12 protein-coding genes are annotated in these 13,698 nt (G+C 63.9%); 4 read left to right on the forward strand and 8 right to left on the reverse strand.

Going from position 1 to position 13,698, the window contains the following annotated elements; translation table 11 throughout:
* Nucleotides 1-74: 74 nt before the first annotated feature.
* Nucleotides 75-440 (reverse strand): RNA polymerase-binding protein DksA, encoded by a 366-nt coding sequence (gene dksA / locus HXX15_RS01335; RefSeq protein ID WP_296511846.1) that lies wholly within the window; start codon nt 438-440, stop codon nt 75-77.
* Nucleotides 441-633: 193 nt separating this feature from the next.
* Nucleotides 634-1,044, reverse strand: a complete 411-nt coding sequence (locus HXX15_RS01340; RefSeq protein ID WP_296511848.1) for a flagellar assembly protein FliX — start codon at nt 1,042-1,044, stop codon at nt 634-636.
* 329 nt (nt 1,045-1,373) lie between these two features.
* Here HXX15_RS01340 and HXX15_RS01345 point away from each other — a divergent pair, with 329 nt between their 5' ends.
* The 4 genes from HXX15_RS01345 (at nt 1,374) to HXX15_RS01360 (ending at nt 3,905) form a co-directional block, all read left to right on the forward strand.
* Nucleotides 1,374-2,495 (forward strand): flagellar basal body P-ring protein FlgI, encoded by a 1,122-nt coding sequence (locus HXX15_RS01345; protein ID WP_296514753.1) that lies wholly within the window; start codon nt 1,374-1,376, stop codon nt 2,493-2,495.
* A complete protein-coding gene (gene flgJ / locus HXX15_RS01350; RefSeq protein ID WP_296511850.1) occupies nt 2,495-2,860 on the forward strand; it encodes a flagellar assembly peptidoglycan hydrolase FlgJ in 366 nt (121 codons plus the stop codon). The genes HXX15_RS01345 and flgJ overlap by 1 nt, the downstream gene beginning before the upstream one ends.
* Complete coding sequence (locus HXX15_RS01355) at nt 2,857-3,345, forward strand: hypothetical protein (RefSeq protein ID WP_296511852.1); 489 nt, start codon at nt 2,857-2,859, stop codon at nt 3,343-3,345. The genes flgJ and HXX15_RS01355 overlap by 4 nt, the downstream gene beginning before the upstream one ends.
* Before the next feature lie 185 nt (nt 3,346-3,530).
* The gene (locus tag HXX15_RS01360) at nt 3,531-3,905 is read left to right on the forward strand and encodes a hypothetical protein (RefSeq protein WP_296511854.1); all 375 of its coding nucleotides are present in this window, start codon (nt 3,531-3,533) and stop codon (nt 3,903-3,905) included.
* Nucleotides 3,906-4,030: 125 nt separating this feature from the next.
* Here the strand turns inward: HXX15_RS01360 and flaF are convergent, their stop codons facing one another.
* The 6 genes from flaF to flgK all read right to left on the reverse strand — a co-directional run bounded on the left by flaF (nt 4,031) and on the right by flgK (nt 13,688).
* Nucleotides 4,031-4,402 carry a flagellar biosynthesis regulator FlaF gene (gene flaF / locus HXX15_RS01365; RefSeq protein WP_296511856.1) on the reverse strand — a complete coding sequence of 124 codons (372 nt, stop codon included), beginning with the start codon at nt 4,400-4,402 and terminating at the stop codon, nt 4,031-4,033.
* A 3-nt stretch (nt 4,403-4,405) separates the two neighbouring features.
* Nucleotides 4,406-4,783, reverse strand: coding sequence for a flagellar biosynthesis repressor FlbT (flbT, locus tag HXX15_RS01370; RefSeq protein WP_296511858.1), 378 nt, complete (start codon nt 4,781-4,783; stop codon nt 4,406-4,408).
* A 224-nt stretch (nt 4,784-5,007) separates the two neighbouring features.
* On the reverse strand, nt 5,008-7,278 hold the full coding sequence (locus tag HXX15_RS01375) for a DUF1522 domain-containing protein (protein ID WP_296511860.1): 2,271 nt from the start codon (nt 7,276-7,278) through the stop codon (nt 5,008-5,010).
* Between the two features lie 361 nt (nt 7,279-7,639).
* The gene (locus tag HXX15_RS01380) at nt 7,640-9,886 is read right to left on the reverse strand and encodes a DUF1522 domain-containing protein (RefSeq protein WP_296511861.1); all 2,247 of its coding nucleotides are present in this window, start codon (nt 9,884-9,886) and stop codon (nt 7,640-7,642) included.
* Nucleotides 9,887-10,209: 323 nt separating this feature from the next.
* Nucleotides 10,210-11,796 carry a flagellar biosynthesis protein FlgL gene (locus HXX15_RS01385; protein ID WP_296511862.1) on the reverse strand — a complete coding sequence of 529 codons (1,587 nt, stop codon included), beginning with the start codon at nt 11,794-11,796 and terminating at the stop codon, nt 10,210-10,212.
* 8 nt (nt 11,797-11,804) lie between these two features.
* On the reverse strand, nt 11,805-13,688 hold the full coding sequence (gene flgK, locus HXX15_RS01390; protein ID WP_296511863.1) for a flagellar hook-associated protein FlgK: 1,884 nt from the start codon (nt 13,686-13,688) through the stop codon (nt 11,805-11,807).
* Nucleotides 13,689-13,698 lie beyond the last annotated feature (10 nt).

The following is a 13,698-nucleotide window of genomic DNA, read 5'->3' on the forward strand; positions in this document are numbered from 1 at the left end:
CGCCTCGACCGGGGTTCGACGTCTCGCGCAGCGATCCGCCGATTGCAGGGCGACATCCCGCCGCCCTGTATTTACTACTCGTCGCGATAGACCTTCTCGCGCTTCTCGTGGCGCTCCTGCGCCTCGACCGAGAGCGTCGCGATCGGACGCGCCTCGAGCCGCTTCAGCGCGATCGGTTCGCCGGTCTCTTCGCAATAGCCATAGGTGTTGTCGTCGATGCGTTGCAGCGCGGCGTCGATCTTGGAGATCAGCTTGCGCTGGCGGTCGCGGGCGCGCAGTTCGATGGCGCGGTCGGTTTCCGATGAGGCGCGGTCCGCCAGGTCGGGATGGTTGACGTTTTCTTCCTGGAGCGTCTGCAGCGTAACCCGAGACTCCCGCAGGATCTCGTCCTTCCAGGCCAGCAGCTTGGCACGAAAATAGTCGCGCTGCCGGTCGTTCATGAAAGGCTCTTTTTCCGAGGGGCGATAGCTTTTCAACTTTTCCAAGGGCAATCCATTTGTCATGCAAGGGCAGGAAAATATCCGCCTGCGCCGCAGCTTATATAGCGCGGGGTTGTGACAGACAATATCGTCCGCAACCGCGAAAACCGGCCGTACAGGGTTTCGGCAGGGAACTTCCCACAGCGATCCGCGATCAGAACTGGCCCGCTTTGGCCAGCTCGACCTCGACCCGCAATTCGATCTCCGACAGCACCGCGTCGAGACCGGGATCGCCCGAGGACGATTTCAGCTCGGCAGCGGCCGCGCGCAGCCGCGCCACGGTCGAGGCGTTGAACGAGCCCGACAGCAGCCCGATCTTGAGGTCATCGAGTACGTCGAGCGCGCCCTTGCCCCGCGCCACCGAACGCTTGCGGCGCTCGACCGGATCCTCGATTCCCTGCATCGCCAGCAGCGCGTCGATATTGGCCGGCGCGCGCGGCGCGCTGACGGCCCGTTGTTCCGGGGCGGCCGGCGTTTCCGGCAGCGAAAAGCCGGTTGAACTGCTGCGCCGGACGTTCGACGCCGGGGCGTTCAGAGATGTACCGTTCGGGCCGTAGATCTTCATCGTGCTGTCTCGCCGGGCCGTCGTGAAAACAAGCCGCCTGTGGATCGCTCCTGTGCATTGATCGCGCGCCGCGGCACCGATGGAGGAGACCCTTCATGCAACGTCGTGGTTTATGGTTAACGGCGGGTAAACAGCCCGGCAAAATCTGCCGGTGACGGCAGTTTCGCCGCCGCGCCGCAGCCCGCGAGCGCCCGGAACATCAAATTTTCATTATTAATTTCAATATCTTAAGCCGCAAGACGGGATGGCATGGCGCTGGCATAAGGAAGCCTGGGCCAGCTGTATGGGAGTGCGGCGTGGCCCGGAACGACCTCAGCGGGGAGCAGAGGATGCCGAGCGTGACGACGAGAATCCTGCAGCTGGCCTGCGCCGCGCTGTTTGCGCTGGCGCTGACCGGCCTGCCCGCGAGCGCGACCTCGCGGATCAAGGACCTCGCCAATATCGAAGGCGTGCGGCAGAACCAGCTGATCGGCTACGGCCTCGTGGTCGGCCTCAACGGCACCGGCGACACTCTCAACAACATCCCCTTCACCAAGCAGTCGCTGCAGGCGATGCTCGAACGCATGGGCGTCAACATCCGCGGCGCCACCATCCGCACCGGCAACGTCGCCGCCGTAATGGTCACCGGCAATCTGCCGCCGTTCGGCACCCAGGGCACGCGGATGGACGTCACCGTCTCCGCGCTCGGCGATTCCAAAAATTTGCAGGGCGGCACCCTGCTGGTCACGCCGCTGCTCGGCGCCGACGGCAATGTCTATGCGGTGGCGCAGGGCTCGGTGGCGATCGGCGGCTTCCAGGCCGAAGGCGCGGCGGCCAGCATCACCAAGGGCGTTCCAACGGTAGGGCGGATCGCCAACGGGGCGATCATCGAGCGCGAGATCGAATTCGCGCTGAACCGGCTGCCCAATGTGCGGCTCGCGCTGCGCAACGCCGATTTCACCACCGCCAAGCGGATCGCCGCGGCGGTCAACGATTTCCTCGGCGCCAAGGCCGCGGAGCCGATCGACCCCTCGACCGTGCAGCTCAGCATTCCGCCGGAATTCAAAGGCAATGTCGTCGCCTTCCTGACCGAGATCGAGCAGCTCCAGGTCGAGCCCGATCTTGCCGCCAAGATCGTGATCGACGAACGCAGCGGCATCATCGTGATGGGCCGCGACGTCCGCGTCGCCACCGTCGCGGTGTCGCAGGGCAATCTCACCGTGACGATTTCCGAAAGCCCGCAGGTCAGCCAGCCCAATCCGCTGTCGCGCGGACGCACCGTGACCACACCGAACACCAAGATCGGCGTCACCGAGGACGGCAAGAAATTCGCCGTGGTCAAGGACGGCATTTCGCTGCAGCAGCTGGTGGACGGGCTGAACGGGCTCGGCATCGGACCGCGCGACCTGATCGGAATCCTGCAGGCGATCAAGGCCGCCGGCGCGATCCAGGCCGACATCGAGGTGATGTGATGATCGCCACCAGCAACTACACCAGCTCCGGGACGATACCGACCCTCAACGGCCGGCCGGACACCGTACTCGCCGATGCGCTGAGCAAGGTGTCGCCGCAGGCGCAGAAGAAGACCCGTGAGAAGGCTCAGGATTTCGAGGCGGTGTTCCTGAACTCGATGTTTTCGCAGATGACCAGCAGCATCAAGGGCGAAGGCCCGTTCGGCGACACCGTCGGCACCGGCGCGTGGCGCTCGATGCTGACAGATCAATATTCCAAGTCGTTCGCCAAGGCCGGCGGCATCGGCATCTCCAACGACGTCTTCCGCACGCTGATCCTTCAGCAGGCCAACCGCGCCGCCTCATCGCAAGGAACCACGCCATGAATCAACCGCAACGCCAACAGGCCCCGGCTCCGATCGCTGCGGTCGCCACCATTGCCGACGCCCGCAAGCTTGCCGACGCCCTGATGGAGATCATGAACGCCCTGCTCGCGGTGATCGAGCGCGAGACCGAACTGGTTCGCGACGGCAAGATCGGCGAAGCGATCCGGCTGGAGACCAAGAAGACCGATCTGTCGCGGCGCTACATCGGCGCGATTTCGCTGGTCAAAGCCAGCCAGACTTATTTCGCCAGGACCACGCCGGATCTGCTGGCCGCGCTGCATCGGCATCACGAGGTGTTCCGCGCCATGCTGCAGGTCAATCTGACCGTGCTGGCGACCGCGCATGCGGTCTCCGAAGGCATCGTGCGCGGCGTCAACGCCGAGATCCAGCGCAAGAACATTCCGCAGACCTATACCGCCTACGGCAAACGCGCGGCGCCCGGACCGCGCAACATGACGCCGATCGCGGTCAGCCGCTCGCTCTGATCGGCCCCGGCCGACCGGCCGATTGATCGCAACCGCCGCGATGCCGCGGCGGCTTTGGCGCGCGCGACTGCCGCGGATTTTTGAATCAAATAATCGGAATTTGCGAAGCTGAGAATTCAGACATTTTCGCCAGTATGATTCTTGGACAGGGTTGGGATTGACTTGATGGAAGCCAGGAGGCTGACATGAGTAGTGATTTCAACATTAAACCGGCGGGGGCGCCGGTCGCGACACCGTTCATCAAACCCGCTCCAGAAGCGGTGCGAACGGCTGTGCCGACGGAACTGCCGGCGCCAAAAAGCGTCGCAGCTTCGGACGCGTCGAACCACCCCACGCCGGCCACGCTGCAAAGCCAGCAGCCTGCGGGCGACGAGGTTTCGCATCAGATCGTGATCGATCGTGCTGCGGCCGAAATCGTCTATCGGCTGGTGGACACCAAGACCAGCCAGGTCGTCAACCAGTACCCGGATGCGTCCCGGCTGCGGGCCAGGGCCTATCTGCGGGCGCAGGACAACGCCAAGCAGGACTACCAGCGGATCGCCACGGATCGCCAGATCTGAGCGACGACGGCTGGGAGAGAGTTAGCGACGCGTGAAGCCGGCCATCGGCTTGCGCGCGGTTTTTGTCGTGCCCGATCGCCGCAACCGCGACGATCCGAGCCGGCGCGACTGAATTGAAATTTGGATTAGGTGGCGCGGCCGCTGAGGCCCGCGGCGATGTTGCGGTTAATGTCGATCAGCGTCTGCAGCCGCTCCACCTCGGGCTTGAGCTGAAGCGCCGCCGACTGGGTCATCACGAAAATCCCGATATTGGCGATGTTCTGACGGATCGAGATCTGTTCGGGATTTTCATCGCGCAACGCATCCGTGACGAAGATCGACCAGAGCTTGCGGTTGAACATCAGCGCCTCGACAAAACCCGCGTCGGTCTGATCCCAGTTGGTCATCACGTCCTGGAGCTGCCGCGCGGCCTTCAGCAACGCCTGGGCTTCGATGTCTCGGGGGGATGCGATCCTTTGTGCGGTGCGGGCGTAAGCTTGAGAAGCAGCACTCGACATAGGTTACCTCAAAAGCTCTTCTTCACGCTTGATCAGCGTCCGCAACTCTCTCAGGGCTTTATAGAGATTGCCGCTTAAAATTAGATTACTCGCGACCTCGATCTGCTCGCGAAAGCTCGGCACCGCTTCGATCAATTCCTTGATGAAGCCGAGATAGAGATCCTGATAATTCGGAATATCGTCCTCGAGATACATCATCTGCACGCACAGATAGATGCGTTTCGCGGGCGTATTCGCGGTCTCCGAGGTGAGGATGTCCTTCTCACGCAGGATCGGCGCATTGCCGTCGATCAGGAAGGTCGTGCGGGTATCCGAATTGGTGATCACGCTTTGGCCGATGATGATTCGCTCAAACGGCTTCAATTCGACTCGCAAAGGCATCGTTTTTCCTCTTCGAACGCAGCCACCATGAACCGGGCCGGCCGGGACTCACCCGGCCATCGTCTCTGTCTGTTATGCGCAGGCCGGCGCGATCGATCCAGCGCAAAAAAAACGCCGTGTTGCGGGGGATAAGTGCAGCACGCCATTGCGGTCGGCCGAATCGGCCCGACGAAAAAAGGCGACGGGGTCGCCCCCGCCGCCTTTTTGCAATCGGATCGCCGCTATTATTGCAGCAGCTTCAGCACGCTCTGCTGTGACTGATTCGCCAGCGCCAGCGCCGACACCGCGATCGACTGCCGGGTCGACAGCGCCTGGCTGTTGGCGGCTTCCTCGTTGGTATCGGCCAACGTCAAGTTGGACGAGCCGGTCTGCAGCACGTTGATCAGGCTCTTGGCGAATTCCTGCCGGATCTGCACGATCGACAGGTTGGAGCCGAGCGACGAGGCCTGCGCCCGCAGCGTGGTCGAGGCGGTATTGAGCGCGGCCAGCGTCTTGTTGGCGGCGGCATTGTCGACGAGGTCGGTGCCGGCGACCAGCGTCGGCAGCCCGAGCCCGGCCGGCGTCAACGCCGCGCCGACGATGTTCAGCGTCGACTTGCCGGTTTCGTTGAACACCAGCTTCAGGGTGTCGCCGGCGAGCAGGTTGACGCCGTTGAACGAGGCGTCCTGCGAGGTGGTGGTGATCTGGGCGATGATGTTGTTGTATTGCGCGACCAGATTGGCGCGGGTCGATTGCGAGTTGAGGTCGGCCACCGGCGGCGACGCGGTGGTGAAGGACAGCGTGGTGGTGACGGTGCCGCCGAGCACGCCGCCGTCCAGCACCGAGCCAAGGGTCGACGAGGCATAATCGTTGCCGGCCGCGACCACCAGCTTGCCGGTAGCGTCGACCGTCGCATAGAGGTTGTTGGCCAGCAGCGCGGTGTTCAGCTGCGCCAGGGTCTTGACGGTGCCGTTGGTGCCGTCGCCGAAGGTGACATTGACCGGGGTGCCGCCCTTGAACGAGGTGAAGGTCAGGGTCTTGCCGCTGATACCGCCGAGACCGGCGTTGCGGGCGGCGGAGAACACGGTGGCGGTGCCGGTGTTGCCGGCGAGGCCGAGCGCGGCCAGCGCGTTGCCCGAGCCGGAGACATTGAGGTCGGTGGTGGTGCCGGTCGAGATCCGCAGCGCGCCGGAGGCGGCGACCGACGAAGCGGTCGACCCGGAAGTGACGGTCAGGGCGGTGCTGCCGGAGGTGTTGTAGGCAGTCTGCACTCCGGTGGCGAGGTCGATCGCGGTCAGCACGTCGCTGATGTTGCCAGCCTGGAGATAAACCGTCGAGTTGCCGTTGCCGTCGGTGACGAGATGGCTGCCGGCGGGGGTGCCGGAACCGTTCGGAATGTTGGCGGCGAGCGGTACTGCGGCATTGACGAAGGTGATGGTCTTGCCATCGACGGTCAGGGTCGAGCCGTCCTGGATCAGCGAACCGGTGGTCAGGCCACTGGTGGTGCGCTGCTGGGTGACGGTGACAGTGCCGGGGCCGGTCGAACTGGTCAGACCGAGCGCCTTCAGCAAGTCGGCCTTGCCGGTGATGCTGAGGTCGGAGCCGGTGCCGGTGGTCAGGGTGAGCACACCGGCCGCGACGTTGCCCGCGGTGCCGGAGGACAGCGACAGCACGGCGATACCATTGGTGTTCAGGGTCTTCTGAACGCCGCTGGCAAGGTCGATCGCCTTGGTGAGATCTTGCACGGTGGCGAGCGGCGCTGCCGGGGTGCCGAGATAGACCGTGGTGTTGCCGTTGCCGTCGGTGACGAGGTTGCCGATCACGCCGGAGCCCGACGCGACGGCCGTGGCGGCCGGCGGCGAACCAGCGCGGAAGGTGATGGTGTTGCCGTTGACGGTCACGGTATCGCCGTCGACCGGCTGGGCGTTACCGATCAGGCCGGTGGCAGCGGCACCGTTGTTGTCGATCAGTTTGATGCCGTTGGCCAGTGCGGCCACGCCGTCACCGGCGGTGGCTGCCGCGCCCACCAGATTCGCCGAGATGCCGCCCAGCAGCGAAGCGCCGGTGACGGCTGTGGAGCCGCCGGCGGCGCCGGAATACAGCACGTTAGAATTGGCCACCGTGTTGACGAAGCTGGTGGTGCCGCGCAGATCGTCGGCGGTGGCGCCGGAAATCGAAGTCGAGACGTTGGATTTGGTGGAGTAGCCGACCGGCGTCTGCAGCGCCTGGTTGGCGATCGACTTGGCGGTATCGATCAGCTTGTTCAGCGAGGTGATGCCGGTATTGGCCGCCTGCAGGATCTGCACGCCATTGCCGATGCCGTCGAGCAAGTTGTTGATGTCGGAGGCTCTGCTGTCGAGCCCTGCCGCGGTGAAGAAGTTGGTTGGATTGTCCAGCGCCGAATTGACTTTCTTTCCGCTGGAAAGCCGGTTCTGCGTGGTCGCCAGAAGGTCCGCTGTCGATTGCAACGATAGCAGGTTCTGACGAACCGATGCCGAGAGGACGACGTTAGCCATTTTCAATGCCTTCCTGATCCGCGCTGGACGCCGACCTTCAGGTCGGCGAGCATGGACGTCCGGGGCAACCGAGTTGCCGGTGGGACGTTGCCGGTGATGTTTTAGACGCCTGTTCTGGAGAGGGACCTCGGACGCACATACAGGGTGCGACCCGGATCAACGCGGCCGATTCTCGGCCTACCTCATTCCTACTTACCTCAAGTCTTATTCGGTACAATTTAAGATATGGTTAACAGCGAATTAAGACCGCGGCGCCGAACCGGCCGATCGCCGAAAAAATTGAAAATACGGGTTTTCCAACGCAAAAACGGCGGGGTTTCCCCCGCCGTTTCCGTTCGTACTTTCTGTACGTCTGGTGCGATTAGCGCAGCAGCTGCAGCACGCTCTGCTGCGAGGTGTTGGCCAGCGACAGCGCGGACACCGCGATCGACTGGCGGGTCGACAGCGCCTGGCTGTTGGCCGCTTCCTCGTTGGTGTCGGCCAGCGTCAGGTTCGACGAACCGGTCTGCAGCACGCCGATCAGGTCCTTCGAGAAGGCCTGGCGGGTCTGCACGATGGTCAGGTTCGAACCCAGCGCGGAGGCCTGGGTGCGCAGCGTGGTCGACGCGGCGTTCAACGTCGCCAGGGTCTTGTTCGTCGACGAGTTGTCGATGAAGTCGGATCCGGCGGTCAGGTTCGCCAGGCCGAGGCCGGACGAATTGTAGGTGACGCCGGTGATGTTCAGCGTCGACTTGCCGGTTTCGTTGAACACCAGCTTCAGGGTGTCGCCGCCGAGCAGGTTGACGCCGTTGAACGAGGCGTCCTGGGCAGTGGTGTTGATCTGCGTCAGAACGTCATTGTACTGCTTCACCAGGTTGGCGCGGGTGGTCTGCGCCGCGGTGTCGGCGACCGGAGCCGACGGCACCGAGAAGGTCAGCGCCGTGGTCAGGGTGCCACCGATGGTGCCACCGTCGACCGAGGAGCCGAGCGTCGAGGATGCGTAGTCGTTCGAGGCCGAGATCGTCAGCTTGCCGGTGGCATCGACGGTCGCGGTCTGGTTGTTGGCCTGCAGCGCGGTATTGAGCTGGGCCAGCGTCTTGACCGTACCATTGGTGCCGTCGCCGAAGGTGACGCTGACAGCCGTGCCGCCCTTGAAGGACGAGAACGACAGGGTCTTGCCGTTGACGCCGCCGCTGCTGGCGTTGCGCGCCGCAGTGAAGGCGTTGTCGGTTCCGGTGGTGCCGTTCAACCCGAGCACCGAGAGGGCGTTACCAGCGCCGCCCGCGATGTTGAGGTCGGCGGAGGTGCCGGTGCTGAGCTTCAGCGTACCATTGGTATTGACCGACGAGTTGGTGTCGCCCGAGGTGGTGGCCAGGGTCGCACCGCTCGCAGCCAGCGTCGCAACCTGGACGCCGGTGGCGAGATCGACCGCCGTCAGCGCGTCCGCGAGAGTGGCGGACTGCAGATAGACCGTCGAATTGCCGCTGCCGTCGGTCTCGATGTTGCCGGTGATGCCGGTGTGGGTCGAGGACGCCGCCGGCTTCGCCGCGTTGGTGAAGGTGATGGTCTTGCCGTTGACGTTCAGGGTCGATCCGTCCTGGATCAGCGAGCCAACGGTGGCGGCGCTGGTGGTGCGGGTCGCGCTGATGGTCGCGGTGCCGGAACCGAGCGCCGAGGTGAGACCGAACGCCTTCAGGAAGTCGGCCTTGCCGGAGACGCTGAGATCGCCACCGGTCGAGCTCTGCAGGGTGATCGCACCGCCGGTGATCGACGACAGGGTCTGGCCTGCATTGGCCGTCACCGTGCCGGCGTTGTTGTAGGCAGCGCCCGAAGCCAGATCGATCGCATGCAACACGTCGCCGACCGTGGCGGTCGAAGAGGTGGTGCTGGCGCCGATATAGATCGTGGAGTTGCCGCTGGTGTCGACCGTCAAGTTACCGGAGATGGTGCTGCCGGTCGGAGCGGTGGTGGGAACCGCGCCTGCCTTGAAGGTGATGGTCTTGCCGTTGACGGTGAAGCTGTCGCCGTCCGCGACGGTTGCGGTGCCAATGGCGGGGTTCGCGCCGCCGGTGTCGTTGAGCTTGGTCGCCGTGGTGATCGCAGCCGGGGTCGTCGCCGTGTCGTTGACAACGGAGCCGACCTTGGTGCCGGAAACGCCGCCCAGGGTCTTGGTTGCAACGACCGCGGTGGTGCCGCCGGCTGCGCCGGAAACCAGCACGTTGCCGATCGCCGAGGTGTTGACGTAGCTGGTGGTGCCGCGCAGATCGTCGGCGGTGGCGCCGGTGATCGTGGTCGAGACGTTCGACTTGGTCGAATAGCCCGACGTGGTCTGCAGCGCCTGGTTGGCGATCGACTTGGCGGAGTCAACCAGCTTGTTCAGCGAGCTGATGCCGGTATTGGCAGCCTGCAGGATCTGCACACCGTTGCCGATGCCGTCGAGCAGGTTGTTGATGTCGGAAGCGCGGCTGTCGAGGGCCGCGGCAGTGAAGAAGTTGGTGGGGTTATCGAGCGCCGTGTTGACCTTCTTGCCGGACGAGAGGCGGCTCTGGGTCGTGGCGAGGAGGTCCGCGGTGGCCTGCAACGACGACAGGTTCTGGCGGACGGCATTCGAGAGAACGATACCTGACATTTTTGAAACCTTCCTGGTTTAAGCAACTACGATCTTCTTGATCGATCCGGGGAAGATGAACTGCAGACTCTAAGAATGCGTAAAGAACATGCATCGAGTTTAGCCGGCGAGAATCCCAGTATTTACACGGGTTTCTGCGAATTCAGTACGCCCGTTGCACAGCGAATGCGCAACTTGAGCGACGCCGCCGGAGGGCTGCTGAAGCAGGAAAACATCTGATTTTGCGAGTTTTCAGGGTCGCGAAGCAGCGGCGCGGCCGCTGGGGACGCCGGTCGGGCGCCTCAAAAAAAGAAACCGCTGTTAGTCAGAAACAATTAACCTATCTAAAGAAACTTGACCAAGCTCATTTTATAGAGATCCGACGTGGTCTGATACGACGCCTGCAACGCGGTCTGCAGCGCCAGGATCTTGGTCGCGACCTCGTCGTTGTTGATGCCCTCGATCGAATCCAGCATCGTTTGGGAAATCGTCTTGGTCTGGACCTGGCGGTCGGCGGTGGCCTTGATCGAGGCCTGGGCGCCGGCGACGTCGGCCTGGATGTCCTGAATCGTCTGGGTGCCAGGGATGATCGCCAAATTCTGCGCGACGCGCTGACTCAGCGCCGCGATCTTGCCGCTGGCATTGAAGTCCGTGACCTTGGTCGAGACCGCCGCAAACACCGCTACGGCCTGCAACTGCACGCGCAGCGCCTGCTCGTCGGCGCGGGCACCATACTGCACGGTGATGGCCTCATCGACCCGCGCCACCGCTGTGCCGCGCGCCGGATCAGTCGCGGAATCCGCTTCGCCATTATACCAGAAAACGGTGTCAGCCTTGGTACCTGCCACCATCGTGGTCGCGGTATCGAGCGGCGCGGTTGCGATCCGCTGCGGCGGCTCCCCGAAGAACTCGTTGCCGGCCTGGATCGCGGAGGCCGCGGCCATCGGCCCGTTGGCGAGGTTCTGGATCGACTTCGTCAGCTCGGTGTTCAGGCTGGCGGCGGTTGCCGTATTATTGGCGCCGATCAGAAAGCTGTTGGCGGCCAGCGGCGTGGTCGCCGATGCCGTCATCACGATATCCTCGGAGGTGCCGTCCGGCATCTTGAAGGTGAACTTGATGGTATCGCCGTCCTGCGGCACGGAAGTGCCGAGATCGACGCTCATGGTCCGCTGCGCCGGCGCCGCCGGCAGCGCCGGGGGGATCGTGGTCGGCAGCACCACCGGCTGGGTCACTGTGGCGCCGGTATTGGTCAGCGAGGTCGCCACTGCCGTGAGCTTGATGCCGAACGGGTTCGCCGTCAGCGGCGGCGCCGGGGTGGTGTCCTGCTCGGTCAATGTCACCGCAGTCGGCGCCACGCCGACCGCGCTGGAAATTCGCCCGGTCGCCGGCTGCCCGGGAATTACGGTGCCGAGGTCGGCGGTGAGACGGTCGGCGATCACCTGCTTGAGGCCGGCAACGCCGGCGCCGTTGCCGTTCATGATGACGTCGGCCGGCGTCACCGGAGAGGTGTCGGTGGCGCGGCCCGAGAACAGGTAGCGATCGCCCGACTGCGCGTTGAGCATGTCGACCGAATCCAGGAAATCCAGCGAGGCGGTCTTCTGCCCCGCGGTCTGCCCAGTGTTGTCAAGCGTGTTGCCGGCGGCGACCGCGGCACCCTTCACTTCGGAGTTGATCTTGGTCAGCCGCGTCAACGACAGGTTCATCACGTCGAGCCGCGTGTTGACGTTGGTCGCGGTGTCCGCATAGCTCGCCAAGCCGGCGATCTGGGCGCGCAACCCGACTGCGAGGCTGCGGCCGTCGCCCTGCCCGGCATAGGTGGTGGAAATCTTGCCGCTGGCGAGCTGCTGCGTCAGCGTGTCGAGCTGGCTGCGCAGGTTGAGGATGCCGGTGCCGATGTAGGAGGTTCGTCCGCTGACGCCGCTGATGGTCATGATCTACCTCAAAATGCCTGCATCAGGGCTTTGTACATGTCGTTCACCGTCGACATCACCCGTGCATTGGCGGAGTACGCGTTCTGCAGCGACAACAAATGCGCCATCTCCTCGTCGATGTTGACGCCGGAGGCCGCAGATAGTTTTTGCTGCAGCGTGTTGAGCACCACGTTCTGGCCGTCGGCGAGCTGCGATGCCGCCGCTGCGGTAGCGCCCTGGGTGCTGGTGATCTGCTGCATGAAGGACAAGAGCGTGCCCTTGAACGGCGCGCCGGCGCTACCGATCCCGGTGTCCGCCGAATATTGAAGCTTCGTTGTGTTCAGTTGCTGACTGATGAAGTCCGAGCGCGTGGTGTCGCCGGCAAGCGTCTGCGGCGAGGTGCTGTAGATCACCAGCCGCGACGGATCGGCGACCAGACCGGTGTTGACAGTGATCCGTCCGGCGAAGCCGGTGACCTGCGAGCCCCGCGCGCTGATCGCGCCGGTGTAGGAGGCGCCACCGTCGGTGAACAGCGGCAGCTCGGCACTGCCGGCGGTCAGCGAGGTCTGAGTCTTGGTGGTGGAAGCCGCGTTCACCGTGGAGAAGCCGGCATTGTTGGTGACGGTCAGCACCTGTGGCGGCGAGGTGCCGGCGAATTGCAGATTGGAGGTGCCGAGCGCGGCGTTGAGCTGGTTCACCACCGAGGCGAAGCTGCCGGAAAAATCCACCCCGACCACGGTGTCGTTCGGATTGGGAGTGGTGGTCGCCGGCAGCGGCAGCACCGAGGGATCGTCGACCCGCACGATGGTCACCGATTTTTGGGTGCCGCTGGCGGTGTCGGTATACGTGACGTTAATGGTGTTGCCGGTCTGCAGCCCAGTAAGATCGAGCTGGAAGCCGGTCGGCGTCGCCGGCGATGCCGGAAACACCGTACCGCCGGTGGTCTTGTCGGACAAGGTGCTCGACATCGCCGCGGCGAGATGATCGATCTGGGTTTGCGCATCGACCAGCGTCTTGTCACGCAGTTCAACATAGGCGGCGATCTTGCCGGACTTGATTGTATTGGTGAGGTCGATCGCGCCGCCATTCGAATAGCTGACCTTGATCGAGCCGAGCGCACTGAGCGACGCCTGCGAATTCCACAGCGTGTTCGGTGTCACCGTACCCTGGGCGTCGAACGTCAGATTTGCCGCCTCGTTGCCGACCAGTTGCACGCCGGAATTGGTGAACACCGTGACCTGATTGGCGCCGTTGGTGGTGACGCGGATATCCATCAGCTGCGAGAGCTGGGTGATGTACTGGTCGCGCTGGTCGAGCAATGCCGCGGTCGCGGAGTCGGTGGAGGTGCCGCCGAGCGGGTTGGTCTGCAGATGGTTGTTGATGTTGGCGATCTGCTTCATCAGATCGTTGGCGCTGGCGACGCTGTCGCTGATCCCGGTCTCGGCGGTACCGCGCAGGGTCTGGATCGCCTGCGTCATCGAATTGAGCTGCTGCGCCATCACCTGCGCCGCGTTGACCACGCCGATCCGCGCCGACTGGCTGTCCGGGCTAGTGGACAGCGCCTGCACCGCGGCGGTGAGGCCGTTGAAGGAGCTCTCCAGCGTGCCGGTGGAATCCGGATTGCCGTAGATGCTCTGCAACTGCTTCAGGATGTCGGATTTCAGCGAGGCGTAGGCGGCGCCAGAGGTCTCGGTGCGCAACTGCGCCTGAATATAGGCGTCGAGCTCGCGGTTGACGCCGACCACGCTGATGCCCGACCCGATCGAGCCGGTGTTGGTGGTGACCTGATCGATCGCCTTGCGGACGTAGCCCGGGGTCTCCGCGTTGGCGACGTTCGACGACACCAGCGCCATCGTCGCCTGGTTGACGCGAAGGCCGGCCATTGCGATTGATAGTGCGTCACCCAAACTCATGACAAGCGCC

Origin of the sequence: Rhodopseudomonas sp., assembly GCF_013377015.1 — a bacterium.
In the GTDB taxonomy this organism is placed as follows: Bacteria; Pseudomonadota; Alphaproteobacteria; order Rhizobiales; family Xanthobacteraceae; genus JARJEH01.

Bases quoted from the DNA above. Each gene is read 5' to 3' on its own strand.
- HXX15_RS01340 (WP_296511848.1), bottom strand. From the start codon at position 1,044: ATGAAGATCTACGGCCCGAACGGTACATCTCTGAACGCCCCGGCGTCG.
- HXX15_RS01355 (WP_296511852.1), top strand. From the start codon at position 2,857: ATGAATCAACCGCAACGCCAACAGGCCCCGGCTCCGATCGCTGCGGTC.
- HXX15_RS01345 (WP_296514753.1), top strand. From the start codon at position 1,374: ATGCCGAGCGTGACGACGAGAATCCTGCAGCTGGCCTGCGCCGCGCTG.
- flaF (WP_296511856.1), bottom strand. From the start codon at position 4,402: ATGTCGAGTGCTGCTTCTCAAGCTTACGCCCGCACCGCACAAAGGATC.
- dksA (WP_296511846.1), bottom strand. From the start codon at position 440: ATGAACGACCGGCAGCGCGACTATTTTCGTGCCAAGCTGCTGGCCTGG.
- HXX15_RS01360 (WP_296511854.1), top strand. From the start codon at position 3,531: ATGAGTAGTGATTTCAACATTAAACCGGCGGGGGCGCCGGTCGCGACA.
- HXX15_RS01385 (WP_296511862.1), bottom strand. From the start codon at position 11,796: ATGACCATCAGCGGCGTCAGCGGACGAACCTCCTACATCGGCACCGGC.
- flgK (WP_296511863.1), bottom strand. From the start codon at position 13,688: ATGAGTTTGGGTGACGCACTATCAATCGCAATGGCCGGCCTTCGCGTC.
- flgJ (WP_296511850.1), top strand. From the start codon at position 2,495: ATGATCGCCACCAGCAACTACACCAGCTCCGGGACGATACCGACCCTC.
- HXX15_RS01380 (WP_296511861.1), bottom strand. From the start codon at position 9,886: ATGTCAGGTATCGTTCTCTCGAATGCCGTCCGCCAGAACCTGTCGTCG.
- flbT (WP_296511858.1), bottom strand. From the start codon at position 4,783: ATGCCTTTGCGAGTCGAATTGAAGCCGTTTGAGCGAATCATCATCGGC.
- HXX15_RS01375 (WP_296511860.1), bottom strand. From the start codon at position 7,278: ATGGCTAACGTCGTCCTCTCGGCATCGGTTCGTCAGAACCTGCTATCG.